This window comes from Bacteroides sp. 51 (genome assembly GCF_010500965.1).
Lineage (GTDB): Bacteria > Bacteroidota > Bacteroidia > Bacteroidales > Bacteroidaceae > Bacteroides.
In genome coordinates, this window is sequence record NZ_QVMI01000009.1 from 102,675 (window position 1) to 121,690 (window position 19,016).

Annotated in this window: 11 protein-coding genes; 8 read left to right on the top strand and 3 right to left on the bottom strand. The window is 44.7% G+C overall.

From position 1 onward, the window contains the following. Nucleotides 1–39 precede the first annotated feature (39 nt). Both argS and D0T87_RS08860 read right to left on the bottom strand, forming a co-directional pair. A complete protein-coding gene (argS, locus tag D0T87_RS08855) occupies nt 40–1,833 on the bottom strand; it encodes an arginine--tRNA ligase (protein WP_163174890.1) in 1,794 nt (597 codons plus the stop codon). Nucleotides 1,834–2,632: 799 nt separating this feature from the next. Beyond that, nucleotides 2,633–2,905 carry an HU family DNA-binding protein gene (locus tag D0T87_RS08860; protein WP_163174774.1) on the bottom strand — a complete coding sequence of 91 codons (273 nt, stop codon included), beginning with the start codon at nt 2,903–2,905 and terminating at the stop codon, nt 2,633–2,635. Nucleotides 2,906–3,129: 224 nt separating this feature from the next. Between D0T87_RS08860 and D0T87_RS08865 the strand changes: the two genes are divergently transcribed. The 7 genes from D0T87_RS08865 (at nt 3,130) to hepC (ending at nt 13,792) form a co-directional block, all read left to right on the top strand. After that, on the top strand, nt 3,130–3,807 hold the full coding sequence (locus D0T87_RS08865; protein WP_203558655.1) for a rhomboid family intramembrane serine protease: 678 nt from the start codon (nt 3,130–3,132) through the stop codon (nt 3,805–3,807). After that, the gene (locus tag D0T87_RS08870) at nt 3,788–4,693 is read left to right on the top strand and encodes a rhomboid family intramembrane serine protease (RefSeq protein WP_163174776.1); all 906 of its coding nucleotides are present in this window, start codon (nt 3,788–3,790) and stop codon (nt 4,691–4,693) included. Before D0T87_RS08865 ends, D0T87_RS08870 begins: the two co-directional genes overlap by 20 nt. A gap of 3 nt (nt 4,694–4,696) precedes the next feature. Then, on the top strand, nt 4,697–5,788 hold the full coding sequence (locus D0T87_RS08875; protein WP_163174777.1) for an endonuclease/exonuclease/phosphatase family protein: 1,092 nt from the start codon (nt 4,697–4,699) through the stop codon (nt 5,786–5,788). Between the two features lie 294 nt (nt 5,789–6,082). Continuing rightward, the gene (locus D0T87_RS08880; RefSeq protein ID WP_163174778.1) at nt 6,083–8,128 is read left to right on the top strand and encodes a M3 family metallopeptidase; all 2,046 of its coding nucleotides are present in this window, start codon (nt 6,083–6,085) and stop codon (nt 8,126–8,128) included. A gap of 172 nt (nt 8,129–8,300) precedes the next feature. Further along, a complete protein-coding gene (locus tag D0T87_RS08885; RefSeq protein WP_163174779.1) occupies nt 8,301–10,364 on the top strand; it encodes an acetate--CoA ligase family protein in 2,064 nt (687 codons plus the stop codon). A 130-nt stretch (nt 10,365–10,494) separates the two neighbouring features. Further along, nucleotides 10,495–11,784 (top strand): DUF4995 domain-containing protein, encoded by a 1,290-nt coding sequence (locus tag D0T87_RS08890; protein ID WP_370526829.1) that lies wholly within the window; start codon nt 10,495–10,497, stop codon nt 11,782–11,784. A 4-nt stretch (nt 11,785–11,788) separates the two neighbouring features. Then, a complete protein-coding gene (gene hepC, locus D0T87_RS08895) occupies nt 11,789–13,792 on the top strand; it encodes a heparin-sulfate lyase HepC (protein WP_163174781.1) in 2,004 nt (667 codons plus the stop codon). A gap of 91 nt (nt 13,793–13,883) precedes the next feature. On the opposite strand, the gene D0T87_RS08900 is transcribed toward hepC, so the two are convergent. Continuing rightward, nucleotides 13,884–14,222, bottom strand: coding sequence for a hypothetical protein (locus D0T87_RS08900; protein ID WP_163174782.1), 339 nt, complete (start codon nt 14,220–14,222; stop codon nt 13,884–13,886). 274 nt (nt 14,223–14,496) lie between these two features. On the opposite strand from D0T87_RS08900, the gene D0T87_RS08905 reads away from it, so the two are divergent. Beyond that, nucleotides 14,497–18,543, top strand: a complete 4,047-nt coding sequence (locus tag D0T87_RS08905) for a two-component regulator propeller domain-containing protein (RefSeq protein WP_163174783.1) — start codon at nt 14,497–14,499, stop codon at nt 18,541–18,543. Nucleotides 18,544–19,016 lie beyond the last annotated feature (473 nt).

Here is a 19,016-nt window from a genome sequence, read left to right on the forward strand (position 1 = left end):
GCGGCACCTTGCCGCAACCTGGGTGCAGCGCCTCGCTGCCTACATTCTGTTGGGAACTTCGATGCCCAGCAATCCCATGCCCAGACGTACAACCTTGGCTACATTCGCCGAGAGTGCGATGCGGAAGAGTTTTACTGCCTCGTTCTCTTCGCGCAGGATACTGTAATCGTGATAGAACTGGTTGTATTCTTTTACCAAATCATAAACATAGTTGGCGATGATAGACGGGCTGTAGTCCGTTCCGGCCTGTTTCACGATATTAGCAAACTCTGCTACCAGTTGGATTAGTCCTTCTTCCTTATCGTTCAGTTCAATGTTTGTAGAAAGCGCACTTGGTATTACAATGCCCGCTTCGGCGGTTTTGCGTAAGATAGATTGGATACGTGCATACGTGTACTGAATGAACGGTCCCGTATTACCGTTAAAGTCGATAGACTCTTTCGGGTTGAAAGTCATGTTCTTGCGCGCATCCACTTTCAGGATGAAATATTTTAGTGCCCCCATACCTACGATGCGGGAAATATTGTTTGCTTCCTCTTCCGTGCAACCATCCAGTTTGCCTAATTCCTGCGATGTTTCTTTGGCTGTGTTTACCATTTCTTGTACCAGGTCGTCGGCATCTACTACAGTTCCTTCGCGCGACTTCATTTTACCCTCCGGTAGTTCCACCATTCCGTAAGAGAAATGTACCAGGCCTTTACCCCATTCGAAACCAAGTTTGTCAAGTAAAATGGAAAGCACCTGGAAGTGGTAGTTCTGCTCATTGCCTACCACATAGATCATTTTATTGATTGGGAAATCGTCAAAACGCAGTTTCGCGGTACCGATGTCCTGTGTCATGTACACAGAAGTGCCGTCGGCACGTAAAAGCAGCTTGTGGTCAAGTCCCTCCGCGGTAAGATCCGCCCAAACAGAACCATCTTCCTTTTTGTAGAAAGAACCCTTTTCAAGACCTTCAAGTACCTTATCTTTTCCTTCGAGGTAAGTTTCCGATTCGTAGTATATCTTATCAAAGCTTACGCCCAGTTTCTTGTATGTCTCGTCGAACCCTTCGTATACCCAGCCGTTCATCATCGACCATAGAGCACGTACTTCGGCGTCGCCTGCTTCCCATTTCACAAGCATCTCACGGGCTTCGTTCATCAGTGGAGATGCAGCTTCGGCCTCTTCCTTGCTCATGCCCTTTTCCATAAGTCCGGCTACTTCCGCTTTGTAATGCTTATCGAAAGCAACATAGTAATCGCCCACCAGGTGATCGCCTTTTTTACCAGACGATTCGGGCGTTTCGCCATTGCCATACTTTTGCCATGCCAGCATGGATTTGCAGATATGGATACCGCGGTCGTTTACAATATTGGTTTTCACCACCTTATTTCCGTTGGCTGCTACGATATTTGCCAGGGCATTGCCCAGCAGATTGTTGCGAACGTGTCCGAGGTGGAGCGGTTTATTGGTATTGGGCGATGAATATTCGATCATAACCAGCGGAGATGCTTCGGTCACCGGAGTAATTCCGTACTCGTTGTTGGCGTGAACCCCATTTAGCATTTCAATCCATGTTGCCGAAGCGATGGTTAGGTTCAGAAACCCTTTGATTACGTTGAATCGGGCTACGGATGGTTCGTTGTTTTGCAGATATTCGCCAATTTCCTGGGCTGTTTGTTCAGGGCCTTTTCTGGACGCTCTCAAAAAAGGAAAAACAACCAGTGTAAGGTGTCCTTCGAATTCCTTTTTTGTTTTTTGCAGTTGCACTTGTTCTGCCTGTACGTCTTGTCCGTACAGTGTTTTTATTCCCTGAATAACGGAATCTACGAGTTTTTTCTCCATATTCATATTGATCTGTCTTTTTCTGCGTGCAAAGATAGTTATTTTATTTCTATCTGAGAAAGAGAGTGCCAGTGCAACATTTTCTGTCTTTCTATGGAAAATGCGTTGGGATGCATTTATGTTGTGTAAAGATACAATAACGAAACCTTCCAATACACCCGGGTCTATCAGGTCCATACACCCGGGTGTAAAGGTCGGGAACACCCGGGTCTATCTGACGCATACACCCGGGTGTACGAAAGGTTCTTGCGGTTTCTTCGAAGGTGAACTCAATTGGACTTTCGCTAGATATCCATTGGAACAAAGACCTCCGGCTTGTACTTCTTGGTGTTTATAAAGCTTACTTTTTGCGAGTGATACTTCTGATACTACCGTGAGAGTTTATGAGGAAATGTTGTTGCGGTAATCGCCTGTCGTTTAGTGGGTTATCCTACTCTGCGTGACTTGTGACGCTTTTTGAGCAAAAAAACGTTCTGAATAGAGAATTTGGTTGATTTTAAAAACGGGCATTCGCATTAAATGATCATTGAAGCCAGAAAAGAATAGCGTAAAACGGATTGGAAATGAATTAAAAGTAAATGGTTAACTGTAGGGGCGGTTCGCGAACCGCCCAATGCACAGAATACACAGGAAACCATTTTCGGGCGGTTCGCGAACCGCCCCTACAGTAAATCATTTACATCAAAACCCTACAGAAAGGAATATACCCCTATCGTTTTAATGCGAATGCCCTGTTTTCAAAAAACAAAGGACTCGTTTTTGCTGAGAAAAACAAGTCCTTTCATTTCTTTTACCAGGATAAATCTTATTCGATAGCGTCAGATAATTCAGCGCCAGGTCTAAATTTAGCCACTTTTTTAGCCGGTATTTGAATTGGCTTTTTAGTTGCAGGGTTGATGCCTGTTCTAGCTTGTCTTTCGGCTACACTGAAAGTACCGAAACCGATCAAAGAAACACGATCACCAGCTTTCAAAGATTTTGTCACTGCAGAAACAAAAGCGTCGAGGGCTTTTTTTGAGTCAACTTTGCTCAAACCTGATTGTTCTGCGATAGCGCTAATTAGTTCAGCTTTATTCATAACTCGTAATGATTAATTAATTATATGTGTTAAAAAGTAGATTCTCAGGCAAATACCTTACAAATATAGACTAACAAATCAAAAAATCAAATAGATTACTGAAAAAATACTTCTTTTTCCACAAAAAAAATAAATACAGAATGGTTTTTCTGTTATGGAACAGAATTTATTCGTATTTTTGCCCCATACGCTTTGTAACAGAATGATTAGCAGAAGTAAATATGATGCCTACAGTAACTAAGAACTTAATTATAATAAACGCTCTTCTTTTTCTTGCCACCTTCGTCCTCGAACAACGATTTGGAATAGATCTGAATGATATATTAGGGCTTCACTTCTTTTTAGCAGACAAATTTAATCCGGCGCAGCTCTTTACGTATATGTTTATGCATGGCGGCCTGTCGCATGTGTTCTTTAATATGTTTGCCGTGTGGATGTTTGGCCGTGTGTTGGAACAAGTTTGGGGTCCCAAACGTTTCTTATTTTACTATATCCTTTGCGGTGTAGGAGCCGGAATTGTACAGGAGATTGTACAGTTTATACATTACGAAGCCGTGTTGTCCACTTATGCTAACGTCGATCTGGGTGGCCGCATTGTCCCCATGGCAGATTACCTGAATCTTATGGTGACGGTTGGCGCCTCGGGTGCTGTATACGCCATTCTGTTAGCATTCGGTATGCTTTTCCCGAACCAGCAGTTGTTTATCATCCCGTTCCCATTCCCGATCAAGGCCAAGTATTTTGTGATTGGTTATGCGGTACTGGAACTCTATCTGGGACTGTCGAACAATGCGAACGATAACGTGGCTCACTTCGCCCACCTGGGAGGTATGATCTTTGGGTTTATCCTGATAATGTATTGGAGAAAAAAGAATCGAAACAATGGGACATATTATAGCTGATCTTAAACAGGCTTTTAAGCGGGGTAACATCGTTATCCAGCTTGTATTCATAAACGTAGGGGTCTTCATCGTGACCTCTCTTTTGTCTGTATTCTTTGTATTATTCAACAGAAGCGCCGGGCCGATACTCCAGTACTTCGAACTTCCCGCATCCATAGAACGATTTATATACCAACCGTGGTCGTTGATCACTTACATGTTTATGCATGCCGATATCCTGCATATCCTGTTTAATATGCTGTGGCTGTATTGGTTTGGAGCTATATTCCTATACTTCTTTACGAGTAAACATCTGCGGGGAATCTATATCTTCGGCGGACTTTGTGGCGGACTGCTTTACATACTCTCTTATAACGTATTCCCTTATTTTGCCGATGCCGTTGGTGCTTCCGTAATGGTTGGCGCTTCCGCATCTATTCTGGCCATTGTAACTGCTGCCGCTTATCGCGAGCCGAATTATACCATACGTTTGTTGCTGATCGGAAACGTACGCTTGAAGTATCTGGCCCTGTTTGTTGTCTTAACCGATTTACTATTCCTCACCTCGGGCAATGCCGGTGGACATATTGCACACTTAGGTGGCGCATTGGCCGGACTCTGGTTTGCTGCCAGCCTAAGCAAAGGAGTCGATATTACCGGATGGATCAACAAAATACTAGATGCTTTCGTTTCCCTTTTCAACAAGAAAACCTGGCAACGTAAGCCTAAAATGAAAGTGCATTATGGCAATGGCAAAACAAATCGTGAAAAAGACTACGATTATAATGCACAAAAGAAGGCGCAATCCGATGAGATTGATCGTATACTGGATAAGTTGAAGAAGTCCGGCTACGATAGTCTTACGACAGAGGAAAAGAAAAGTTTGTTTGACGCGAGTAAAAGATAATTAATGAAGCATTTGGGACGGTTGGCCACTATCATTATGCTGACCATAAACTTAATTACCATCGGACTGCTTTTGTTTGCTGCTTACAGTCCAAACGTTGACCCGGAACTTCACCCTTTGCGTGCCTGCATGGGGCTTACTTTCCCTGTATTCCTGGTTCTAAACTCTTGCTTCCTGGTCTTCTGGCTTATTTTCCGCTACCGGCTGGCGTTGGTTCCTCTGATTGGTTTCCTGCTTTGCGCCTCACCCATCAGAACCTATATGCCGATTAACTTCCGTACAAGCAATGTGCCCGAAGGGTCAATCAAGATACTCTCTTATAATGTAATGGCTTTCGGCGATCTCCGGAAAACAGCCGGAAAGAATCCGGTATTGGATTATCTGAAAGAAAGTGACGCCGATATCATTTGCATGCAAGAGTATACGGTGACCCCAAACCGGAAATACGTTACGCAGGATAATATAGATAAGGTTTTGAAGGCTTATCCCTACAAGCATATTCAGCAGGTAGGCGTAAAAGGTTCTTCCAACGGACTGGCTTGTTACTCGAAATATCCGATCCTGCGGACCAGACGGGTGGAGTATGCCAGTAATAATAATGGAAGCATAGTCTATGAAATTGCCATAGGTAAAGATACGGTAACGCTGATCAATAATCATCTGGAATCTAATAAACTGACCGCTTTAGATAAAGAAGTGTATGAAGAAATACTAACCGTTCCTGAGGCTGATAAGGTAAAGAAAGGCGTTTGGCATTTATTGCAGAAACTAGGTGATGCACAGCAGATTCGTGCCACTCAGGCGCGCGCCGTGGCCGAAGAAGTGAAGAAGTCGCGTTATCCATATGTCGTGGTTTGTGGTGACTTCAACGATAGCCCCATCTCGTATGCTCATCAAACAATATCGCAGAATCTGGACGATGCGTTCAGAACCTCCGGCAGTGGTTTAGGTATCTCGTATAATCAGAATAAATTCTATTTCCGGATTGACCATATACTGACAAGTAGAAACCTGAAAGCGTATAACTGTACGGTAGATCGTTCAATCAAAAGCTCCGATCACTATCCGATCTGGACTTATGTGGGTAAACGATAGCAGGGCGGAGATTGGGAAGTGGTTTAGGTAAAGGCTTTTAGCGTATAACGGGTTGGGAATGAATATATTGCTCCCACCACCCCGCCCTTTGGGCACCCCTCCTTGGGCAGGAGGGGAGTTTGGCTGCGCAGCCTGACAAATAGCCCATGCGGCATCGAACTCTCCTCCTGCCCGAGGAGGAGTACCCCGTAGGGGGGAGGTGGTGGGAGCGATTGAACAAAACCATTTCCTACAGAAATAATTAAAACCAATTAAAATATGAAGAAATAATTAACTATCCTAACTGCATGTTGTATGATATACTCCTGCACCCCTAAAGCGGAACAGAATCCGTTCTTTAGTGAGTTTCAAACCGAGTATGGTGTACCACCTTTCGATCAGATAAAGCTGGAACACTACGACCCCGCCTTCAAGAAAGGTATGGAAGAACAACTGGCCAATATTGACGCCATTATAAACAATCAGGAAGCACCTACCTTTGAGAATGTTATTGTAGCATTAGATCAGAGTTCCCCTATTATGAACCGTGTGATCGGTGTATTCTTTAACCTGACAGAAGCCGAAACAACCCCTGAACTGCAAAAGCTATCAGAAGATATTACTCCGGTACTTTCAGAACATAGCGATAACATTTACCTGAACGCCGAACTCTTCAAGAAGGTAGATGCTGTGAACGGGCAGAAAGACCAACTCAATCTGACGACAGAACAAAAACGTTTGCTCGAAGAAACATACAAGAAGTTCGTTCGTTCCGGAGCCAACCTGGGCAATGCCGAACAAGACCGCTTGCGTCAGATCAACATGGAGCTGGCTAAGCTGGAACTTGCGTTCAGCAATAACGTATTGGGCGAAAACAACGACTTCAAACTGTTTGTAGATAAAGAAGCAGACCTGGCCGGCTTGCCCGAATGGTTCAAAGAAAGTGCGGCTCTGGAAGCAACTAATGCAGGTCAGGAAGGTAAATGGTTGTTCACGCTTCATAATCCCAGCCGTCTGCCTTTCCTGCAATATTCGGAAAACAGACCCTTGCGCGAGAAGATCTATATGGCATACATCAACCGCGGTAGCAATGGCAATGCATTCGACAACAAAGAAAACATCGCCAAAGTGGCCACATTACGTTTGGAAAAAGCAAACCTGTTAGGCTTCGACTCTTTTGCCAACTTCGCTTTAGATAATGCAATGGCGAAGAACTCGCCTGCTGTTATGGATTTCCTGAACAATCTCTGGCAATACGCCCTGCCTAAAGCCAAAGCTGAAGCTAAAGAACTGCAAACCTTGATGGATAAAGAAGGCAAAGGCGAGAAACTTGCCGCATGGGACTGGTGGTACTATACCGAGAAACTGCGTAAAGAAAAATACAACCTGGATGAAGAAGAACTGAAACCCTACTTCAAACTCGAAAACGTGCGCGATGGTGCCTTTGATGTAGCCAATAAACTATATGGCATTACGTTTACCCAAATGCAAGGTGTTCCTGTATACCATCCCGATGTAACGGTATTTGAAGTAAAAGATGCCGATGGTTCTCAACTAGGTATTTTCTATGTAGACTACTTCCCACGCGAAGGTAAACGCGGCGGCGCATGGATGAGCAATTATCGTGAACAGTACGGTAGCGTTCGTCCGTTGGTGTGCAATGTATGTAACTTCACAAAACCGGTAGGCGATATGCCTTCGTTACTGACGTTGGACGAAGTGGAAACCCTGTTCCATGAGTTCGGACATGGCCTTCATGGCTTGCTGACCAAGTGTAACTACCTGGGTATTTCGGGCACGAATGTATCCCGCGACTTTGTAGAGCTTCCTTCGCAGGTTATGGAGCACTGGGCTACCGAACCGGAAGTCCTGAAATCTTATGCCAAACATTATGCTACAGGCGAAGTCATTCCCGACGAACTGATCGAGAAAATACAAAACCAAAGCACATTCAATCAGGGCTTTATGACCACTGAACTTCTGGCTGCCGCTCTGCTCGATATGGATTTGCATAACCTCACCGAAAAACAAGATCTGGATGCTGTTGCTTTCGAAAAGGCTGCGATGGATAAACTGGGATTAATCCCTGAAATTGCTCCTCGTTACCGCCTGCCTTATTTCAATCATATCGTGGGTGGATACGCTGCCGGATATTATAGTTACCTGTGGGCAGAAGTTTTAGACTCCGATGCGTTTGAAGCTTTCAAAGAAAATGGTATCTTTGACAAAAAGACAGCAAATCTATTCCGGAGCAATGTATTGGAACAGGGTAATAGTGACGATCCGATGGTATTATACCGTAATTTCCGCGGCGCTGATCCTAAACTTGATGCATTGTTGAAGAATAGAGGAATGAAGTGATTTACGATTTAATTATTTACGATTTACGATTGAAATTACTATTTGTAACTTATAAATCTGTAAAAAGAGAAAGAAAGAGTAACTCCAGTCGTAAATAGTAAGTCGTCAAATCGTAAATAGAGATGGTTACTTCAATCGTAAATAGTAAATTGTCAAATCGTAAATAAAGAAGATGGTTACAAAACAGTTACTTCAGCCCGAGAGCATTGTAGTGGTAGGCGCATCGAATAATGTGCACAAACCTGGTGGAGCGATACTTAGGAATTTGATCAGTGGTGGATACAAAGGGGAATTACGTGGAGTAAATCCCAAAGAGACGGAGGTGCAGGGAATAACCGCCTACCCCAATGTCCACGATATCCCCGATACTGATCTGGCAATCCTCGCTATTCCGGCGGCTCTTTGCCCCGAAGCGGTCGAAGTACTGGCAAGTACAAAGCAGACCCGCGCTTTCATTGTTCTTTCCGCCGGCTTCGGTGAGGAAACCCATGAAGGTGCATTACTCGAACAGCAGATATTGGATACCGTCAATAAATACGGTGCGTCGCTGATCGGCCCCAATTGTATCGGTCTGTTGAACACCTGGCATCATAGTGTCTTTACCCAACCTATACCCAATCTGAACCCTCAGGGGGTAGACCTTATATCCAGTTCCGGAGCAACTGCCGTCTTCATTCTTGAATCGGCAGTTGTGAAAGGGCTACAATTCAACTCTGTCTGGTCCGTAGGAAATGCCAAGCAAATTGGTGTGGAAGATGTTCTGCAATATATGGACGAGACGTTCAATCCCGAAACCGATTCGGACATCAAACTGATCTATATTGAAAGCATTAAAGATCCCGACCGGATGCTTTTCCATGCTTCTTCACTGATACGCAAAGGTTGTAAGATCGCGGCCATCAAGGCGGGTAGCTCCGAGAGCGGGAGCCGTGCGGCCTCTTCGCATACGGGCGCTATTGCCAGTTCGGATTCGGCTGTTGAGGCGTTGTTCCGTAAGGCGGGTATCGTGCGGTGTTTCTCGCGCGAGGAGCTGACTACCGTTGGTTGTATCTTCACATTGCCGGAACTTAAAGGACGCAACTTTGCTATTGTTACCCATGCCGGAGGGCCTGGTGTCATGCTTACCGATGCGCTTTCCAAAGGTGGCCTGAACGTTCCCAAGTTGGAAGGCCCGATTGCCGATGAGCTGAAATCGAAACTATTCCCGGGAGCGTCTGTGAGTAATCCGATAGATATCCTGGCAACCGGTACACCCGAACAACTCAGCACGGTAATTGACTACTGCGAAGAGAAGTTTGAGAACATAGATGCTATCCTTGCCATCTTTGGTACTCCAGGGTTGGTAACGATGTTCGAAACGTATGAAGTGTTGCATCAGAAGATGTTGACCTGTAAAAAACCAATCTTCCCTGTACTTCCTTCTATTAATACCGCAGGCAAAGAGGTAGACGAGTTCCTTAAAAAAGGACACGTAAACTTTGCCGATGAAGTGACGCTGGGTACTGCACTCTCGCGTATTATGAATGCTTCCTGTCCGGCAACTAATGAGATAGAGCTTTTCGGTGTGGATGTTCCTAAGATCCGCCGTATTATTGATTCCATTCCGGAGAACGGATACATCGCTCCCAACTATGTACAGGATTTGTTGAAATCGGCAGGTATCCCTTTGGTCAGTGAATTTGTTTCCGATATCAAAAGCGATGTGATAGCTTTTGCCCAGCGTACTGGTTTCCCGGTGGTAGCCAAAGTGGTTGGTCCGGTTCATAAATCCGATGTGGGTGGGGTAGTGCTTAACATTACCAGCAAACAACATCTGGCGTTAGAGTTCGACCGGATGATGCAGATTCCCGAGGCCAAAGCCGTAATGGTGCAACCCATGCTGAAAGGAACAGAGCTCTTTATCGGAGCTAAATACGAAGAGAAGTTCGGGCATGTGGTGCTTTGCGGGCTTGGTGGAATATTTGTTGAGGTGCTGAAAGATGTCTCTTCCGGTTTGGCGCCCTTGTCTTACGAAGAGGCTTATTCTATGATCCGTTCGCTGCGTGCGTATAAGATTATTAAAGGTACGCGCGGACAAAAAGGAGTCAACGAGGATAAGTTTGCCGAGATCATCGTGCGGTTATCGACTTTGCTGCGCTTTGCTACGGAGATCAAGGAGATGGACATCAACCCGTTGCTGGCCACCGAGAAAGATGTGATAGCGGTGGATGCGCGCATACGAATAGACAAAAACTAAAATCTATTCAACAATATTAATGCCGTTTATACCCTGTTTCTAATCCTTTCAATATATCTTCAATTCGAGAAAGTAACTAATGCTTAATTTTGCTCTCACTGGAAAATTGATTTAGTTACTTTTAAATTTGATAGATTGTATGAAAAAACATTTCTTTCGATCTTTGCCTGTCATGGCAGTCATAGTCATGTCTTGTGCTTCCGCACCCAAAGAAGATCATAGTTGGATTAGAAAGGGTATTGATGTGGCATCTGCTCAGTTAAAACTTACTGCTGAGGAAATTGCCGACTCAGCTAAACTGCCGCGTTGTATTTCTGTGGGGTATGAATTAGACTTTCTTTGTAAGCAGTTGGAGCACCAATCTGCTACCTTTAAAGATTCGCTACATCCAAATCCATCACCAGAATTGGTGGGGAAAAGACAGTTGGTTGGTGTCAGCGACTGGACTAGCGGGTTCTTTCCCGGTTCACTATGGTATACTTACGAGTTAACAGGCGATCAAGCTCTGAAACAGTATGCAATAGCATATACGAATTTGTTGTATCCCGTCAGAGAAGAGGCTGGAACCCATGATGTCGGATTTATGATGAATTGCAGTTATGGCAATGCCGGACGGCTTTCGCCTAACGATACCATCCCTACTGTATTGAAGCAAACGGCCGATAACCTTATCGCCCGCTTTGACACAGGGATTGGTGTCATTCGTTCCTGGGATTTTGGTACATGGAATTATCCGGTCATTATTGATAATATGATGAACCTGGATTTGCTTTTTAATGTAAGTAAGCTTACGGGTAATCCTGTGTATAAGGATATTGCGGGTAAACATGCTTATACTACGATGAAAAACCACTTCCGTCCTGATTATTCTTCTTATCATGTAGTCAGTTACAATAGCGATGGTACGGTAGAACTCAAAGAGACTCATCAGGGAAAGAATGCTGAGTCTTCGTGGTCTCGTGGTCAAGCCTGGGCGGTTTATGGTTATACATCCTGCTATCGTGAAACAGGCGATAAAGCGTTTCTTGATTTTGCCGGGAAGATTGCAGACCTTATTATGTCGAGAGTAAAGACCAGCGACTTCATACCTTATTGGGATTATGATGCGCCCGACACTCCCGAGACACCGAGAGATGCTTCGGCTGCTGCTATTACGGCTTCTGCATTTATAGAGTTGAGTACGATGGTACCCGATGGTAAACATTACCTGGATTATGCCACTACCATATTGAAGAATCTGTCAAGTGATACTTACCTGGCTAAGGTTGGCGAAAATCAGGGCTTTATCCTGATGCACTCCACCGGTTCGCTTCCTCATGGATCGGAGGTTGATACTCCCCTTAATTATGCCGATTACTATTATATGGAAGCGCTTGAACGCTATATGAAACTAAAAGGATTAGAATATAAAAACCTATAATATCATGAACAATATATCTAAATATGTTGCTTTAGTGTTTATACTATTCTGCCTGTCAAGTAGAATTTCTGCCCAACAACTAAAGCCTGAAGCCTTCTCTTTATTAAACCTTGACTATCCGGGGTTAGAGAAAGTGAAGACACTACATGAAGCCGGAAAAGATGCCGACGCTGCAAAAGCGTTACTGGATTACTACCGCGGAAGAACCGCTGTAAAGCATCCGGATATTGACCTGACGAAGATCAGAATCTCCAAAGAAGAACAGAAATGGGCGGATGATGCCTTGGAGCATACGTTCTTTTCCCATAAAGGTTATCAGCCTTCTTATAACTATGGCAAAGATATCAACTGGCAATACTGGCCTGTGCAGGACAATGAACTTCGTTGGCAACTCCACCGGCACAAATGGTTCGCTCCGATGGGGAAGGCCTATCGTGTTTCCGGTGACGAGAAATATGCCAGGGAGTGGGTTCATCAATACATGGACTGGATTACCAAAAATCCGTTGGCTAAAATAAATAAAGACGAATACGAGATGTTGAATGCTGACGAGGTGAAGGGGTTGGTAGAAAATGTGCGCTTTGCCTGGCGTCCGCTTGAGGTCAGCCACCGCATGCAGGACCAGACCAACCAGTTTCAGTATTTTATCGTATCTCCTAGCTTCACGCCTGAATTCCTGACTGAGTTCCTGGTGAATTACCATAAGCATGTCATACATCTTTTGGGCAACTACTCGGAAAAGGGTAATCATCTGTTGTTCGAAGCGCAACGTACTATTTATGCCGGTGCATTTTTCCCCGAATACAAGGATGCTTCTGCCTGGAGGAAAAGAGGAATTGATGTATTGAACCGTGAGATTGAGATACAGGTATATGATGACGGCGGACAGTATGAGCTTGATGCACATTACCATGCAGCGGCCATAAACATCTTCTGCAAGGCACTTTATATGGCCGATGCTAACGGCTTCCGCGGTGAATTCCCACAATCTTATATGGATACGATAGAGAAGATGATCGTGTTTTACATGAACATTTGTTTCCCGGATTATACGAATCCTTGTTTTAGTGATGCACAGATTGGTGCAAAGCATGCCGAACTAAGAAATTACAGGGAGTGGATGAAGTTATTCCCAAAGAATGAGCAGATCCGTTACTTCGCAACTGAAGGCAAGGAAGGCAAACTTCCTCAGAACCTGTCGCGTGCGTTTAAAACCACTGGCTTTTATACTTTCCGTAATTCCTGGAAGAAGGATGCTACTGTAATGGTGATGAAGGCAGGTCCCGAAGGCTTCTGGCACAATCAGCCGGATAATGGAACTTTTGAACTTTGGTTTAACGGAAAGAACCTTTTTCCCGATTCGGGTGTGTATGTTTACGCGGGCGATAGTGAGGTGACCAAACAGAGAAATTGGTTCCGCCAAACAATGGTGCATAATACATTGACGCTGGATAATAAAACGTTGGAGACAACTCAATCCGTATGTAAATACTGGAACGGCGAAGGTAACGTTCAAACGTTGGTGACCGAGAATCCGGGCTATGCGGGCTTAACCCATCGCCGTACCGTGTTCTTTGTAGATAATACGTATTTCGTTTTGGTAGATGAGGCTTATGGCGATGCAGTGGGAGAAGTGAATCTCCATTATCAATTGGCCGAAGGGAAAGTCGACCTTGACCCCAAAACGATGATGGTGAATTCTGATTATGCCGGAAGCAGTAATGTAAAACTGCAATGTTTTGGTGAGAAGCCGCTGACTATGAAGGAAGAAGAAGGCTGGTACTCTACCACGTACCGTAAACGTGCCGAGCGTACGGCTTTATCGTTCAATACCCAAAAGCAGACTGGGGATACTTCTCGCTTTATTACTGTTATTTATCCTTTGACGGATCGTGCAAAAGCGCCTGAGCTATCTGCTAAATTCAATAATAAGGAGTTTTCAGCTTCTGGGGTAGAAGTGGAAGTTAAGGTGAATGGTAAGAAGCAAGTGCTAAAGATTAACTTCTAGGAGGGTTGTATTGTAGGGGCGGTTCGCGAACCGCCCAATACACAGAATATACAGAAAGCCATTTTCGGGCGGTTCGCGAACCGCCCCTACATTATTGATGGCTTCTTTCCCACTTCTTTGCCTCTATCAGGATATCATCGCTGATTTCTTTTCTCAGCTTTTCATGATATTCCTTATTGATGGCATGGCGTACTGCTACGGGATCTTCTGCATTTTTCGTTTGTTTCCCGATTTCCAGGTTGCGTTCTGCCCAATTGGCTACGATTGCTTCTTTTTGTTCATCAGTCAATTTCAGATCAATGAACATCTGTTCATACTTGTCCAGTACTTTCTGTCTGGCTCTTTGCATGGCTTTGTCGTTTTGTGCCATAGTTACTGTAGAGAATAGTGCGAAGAACGCAATAGCAAATAAAATTCTAAATCGTTTCATGACATTGGTTATTAGGGTTAATAATTCATATTGCAATATTAGGCATTATATTTATGAGCCGATTAAACTCCTGTTTCAAATGATTCAGTGCATATTCTATTGGCTTAATTTTTGTGCAGAAAAACTTAGTTTTTGTGTTTTTGTGATTATGGTGCCTGATTTTGACCCTTTTACCTCGTTTTTTTAGTGCTCTGGAAATATAACTTCTGAGATTAATATCTTATATTTGAATCACAGTCTGTCACGCCTTTAGTATAACTTATATTCAACATACATGATTTCACTCATATCTAATACCTCTTCCGCTTTGGCAAAGTCGATCCTCCTGATTGTTTTGTTCACATTCGTTCCCTCTCTGTTGAGTGCCGGGCCTACCCAGAGAGACATTGCTTTCTTTAAGATATCCATTGAAGAAGGACTGTCTCAAAGTACCGTTTTCGATATTGCCCAGGATAATATGGGTAATCTTTGGGTGGCTACTGCTGATGGACTGAATAAGTATGACGGATACCGCTTTACGGTTTACCGCTCCGATAGCGAAGACGAGGAGGCTATCCAGTCCGATTATCTCCGGGCGCTGTGCATGGTAGAAGGCGAGCGCATACTGATTGGCGGAAAGAGCGGTGTAACGCTGTATGATATCCGAAAGAACCGTTTCACCAACCACCTCCTGAATAAAGAAATCCATCAAATCATATCGTATAATGAGTCTATCTACTATATGATCTGCCTTTCGGATATATATAAATATAATGTGGAAACCGGAAACCTGTCATTGGAATATGAAGCTAAGGACCTGAATCTGCATACCATTAAACTCTATAACAATCAACTTCTATTGGGTACAAGCAAGGGGTTATACTATTTTAAAGACGGTAATCTGGAACCTTACCCCGTTGTGGTTGATGCTTTAGTACAAGACATTAAGCAGGTAAACAACGGCTTTTGGTTGGCAACTGAGGGGAAAGGTCTGCTCTTTCTGCATAATAACGGCGGCATCAAAAGTTACATGCCTGTTAAAGGCAACGATAAAAGCCTGATTTCCCCCAATGTCCGGAAGCTGGAGATTGATGCCCAGGGCCGGTTGTGGGTAGGGACGATGGACGGATTGAGTATATATAACCAGGAAACCGACGACTTCGCCTGCTACAATAGCAGTTCCATTAAAGAAGGAAAGATTAGCCATAATTCCATCCGTAGCATGTGCCTCGATAATCAGGGGGGTATGTGGTTGGGAACTTATTTTGGCGGACTGAATTATTATCATCCGCTTCAGAATCAGTTCAAGAACATTTCAAACATTCCGTTTACCAACAGTCTGAGCGATGATATAATCAGTTGTATTGTCGAAGGGAAGCCCGGCGAATTGTGGATTGGTACCAATGATGAGGGGTTGAACCGGTACGACACCCAGACGGGAGAATTTACTTATTATTCTAAAGAAAACTGCCTGCTGTCCAACAACATCAAGGCTGTATTGGTGGATGGAGATTATATCTATGTGGGTAGCCATGGGGGTGGAATGAGTCGTGTTCATATTAAAACCCGTCAGGCCCGGCACTATACCAAGGAAAACAGTAAGCTGGGTAGTAACGACGTGTACAGCATTCTGAAAGATAAGAAAGGGAATCTGTGGATTGCTACACTGGATGGGTTGAAAATTCTCGATCCCTCTGCTGAGATATTCTATACGATCTCCGATTACAAGCCTATTGGGGTGTCTACCGATAACCTCGCCGCCTTGCTTTCTTCCCGGCAGGTACACGCGCTCTATCAGGATAGCAAAGACAAAATATGGATCGGCACCGAACTGGGTGTTTATACCTTCTCGCTGAATAACAACCTGTTGGTACATTACGATATCGGTTCCACAAAGAAGTACGAGCGTATTAACTGCTTCCTTGAGAGCTATGACAAAAGGATATGGATCGGCATGCATTCCGGTCTTGGTGTGCTGGATGATGCTACCCAGACCATCCGGACGTTCAATACGCACAATGGCTTGCCGAACAATAACGTTTATGGTATACTGGAGGATGGCAACAACCGCCTCTGGATCAGTACCAATAACGGTTTGGCTTGTATCACGCCCGGATTTGAGAGAATCCGCTATTATACGTTGAAAGACGGCATTCAGGGCGATCAGTTTAATTATTATGCTTACTGCCGCCTGCAATCCGGCGAGATGTATTTCGGGGGAGTAAACGGGATTACCCATTTCTTCCCGGAGCATCTGATAGACAATCCGTATATACCCCAGGCGGTGATCAGCGACCTGAAAGTATACAATACCACTGTGCTTCCCGATGATGGTACCGGAATTGTGGAGCAGGACATCAGCTATACGCAAAGCATTACGCTGAGACCAACACAGAACTCCTTTAGCCTTCAGTTTACAGTGCCCAATTTCCTTTCCATGAAGCACGATATGTTTGCCTATCGGCTGGAAGGGGTGGACGGGAATTGGATTTATACTTCCGATAATCAGCCGGTGGTATACTCCAACCTCAACCCCGGCCATTACGTTTTTCAGGTGAAGGCCGGAAACCGTGACGCCCGGTGGAGCGAAGAGGTGCGCGAACTAAACATACGGGTTCTTCCCTTCTGGTGGGATACGCTGTGGTTCAAAGCTGGCTTGCTCTTGTCTACCATTCTCGTTCTGTATCTCCTTATACGTGTTTATAATAACAGGCAGAAATTGAAAAACGAACTCGCACTCGAACGCCTGGAACAGGAGAAAAAGGAAGAAATTAACCAGACGAAACTCCGGTTCTTCATCAACATTTCCCATGAATTCCGCACGCCGCTTACCTTAATCCTGTCGCCTCTGAAAGAGTTGATCAATCACTCGACAGATAAGTGGGCGAAGAATCAGATGGAGATTGTGATGCGAAATGCCAACAAGCTCATGCATCTTGTAGACCAGCTTATGGACTATCGCAAAGCAGACCTGGGCGTTTTTGCGCTTAAGGTTCTGGAGGGCGATGTAAGCAAACAGGTCGATGAACAGATGGAACTTTTCGACCGGCTGGCAAGGCAAAAGGATATTGATTTTGTCTACGAGAACAGCCTGAGCCGCGAAAAGGTGTGGTACGACCCGGCTTACTTTGACCTGATCGTGAGCAACCTGCTGTCCAACGCCTTTAAGTTTACCCCTCAGCACGGATCAATTACCATTAAAACTTACCTGAGGGATGAGAACTTCGTGTTCAGCATCAGCGATACGGGTACGGGTATGAAAGAAGAAGACCGGGCAAGGGCTTTCGAACGCTTCTTCCAGGCGAACAACGAGGTGAAGGGAACGGGCGTGGGACTATCGCTCGTGAAGCGGTTGGTAGAGTTGCATCATGCGCAGATTGAGTTACAAAGCGCCATCGGTCAGGGAACCACCGTCATCGTTTCCATACCGCAGGATATCAATATCTATCCGGAGCAGGAAAGAGCCGAGGCAAAGGAAGATCTGGGATTCTACCGCCAGATGTCTGATGAGAAAATAGACCTGCTCGTCCAACCCGGTGAGTATGCCAACCGCGCGGACGACGAAACGGGCGAGGAGGCTAAGAAGCCAACCATTCTTATAGTAGAAGATGACCCGGACGTAAGGAGTTATCTGATCAATAACTTTCAGGATGTGGCGCGTGTTGAGAAAGCCACCAACGGCAAGGAAGCCTTGGAGGTGATCAATGAAAAAGAAGTTGACCTTATGATCACCGACCTCATGATGCCTGTGATGGATGGTATGGTGTTGACCAAGACGATTAAGCAGAACATAAAAACAAGTCACATCCCCGTCATCATGCTTACCGCAAAGTCCGGCGAGGAAGATAAATACGAAGGGTTTGTGGCAGGGGCCGACAGTTATATACAGAAGCCGTTCGATATTTCGATACTTAAAGTCAGGGTGCGGAATATGCTTCAAAGTAAGTACAGGATATTGCAGCATTACTCCGATACACTCGAGATTGAGCCTCAGAAGCTGGCTCTTAACGAACTTGACAGGGAGTTTCTGGAGAAGGCAAAAAGCATCGTCGAGAAGAACATGGATAATGTAGACTTCTCGGTCGACGATTTCTGCCGCGATATGGCCATGAGCCGTTCCAACCTTCACCTGAAGATGAAAGCCATTACCGGCGAGTCTACCGTTGAGTTCATCAAGAAGATCCGGTTCAACGAGGCGTGCAATCTATTGAAAGATGGAAGGTACTCCGTAACGGAAATCAGTACGATGGTGGGCTTTAGCGCGTCTTCATACTTCACCACCAGCTTCAAGAAATACTTCGGAATGCTACCTACCGAATATGTCAGGAAACTGAAGGAATAGCAAAATGCAACCGCCTCATTTTCGGTTTGCAATGGGCGTGTTTTTCAAATGATACTTTCTTGGATGTTCTGACACCCGGGTCTCAAGTGCTTTCACACCCGGGTGTCAGCCATCTTTACACCCGGGTGTCAATGGGTCTGACACCCGGGTGTCAGAAATTCCGGGCTACTTGCATTTGAAATCTAAGGCATCGGAAAAACACAAAAATGCAAGGCCGAAAAATGCTTTTTGAAGCTATAAAACCCTATTCAACCCATCGGATTGCACAATTTCTAATATAAATTCAATAATATTTAAGTTCCGGTGCACCCGGTTTACAATAAACGAAACATGGCTAAAGTCTCATTTGCCCGATTCGTCGTAATATTGCATTATCAATCTGCCACAGTTTTGGCGGGTGTAATGTTAACCCATAAAGTTTAATGAAATGAGACTGATCTCAAAATCCCTTAGTATAGCTTTACTCTTTGATA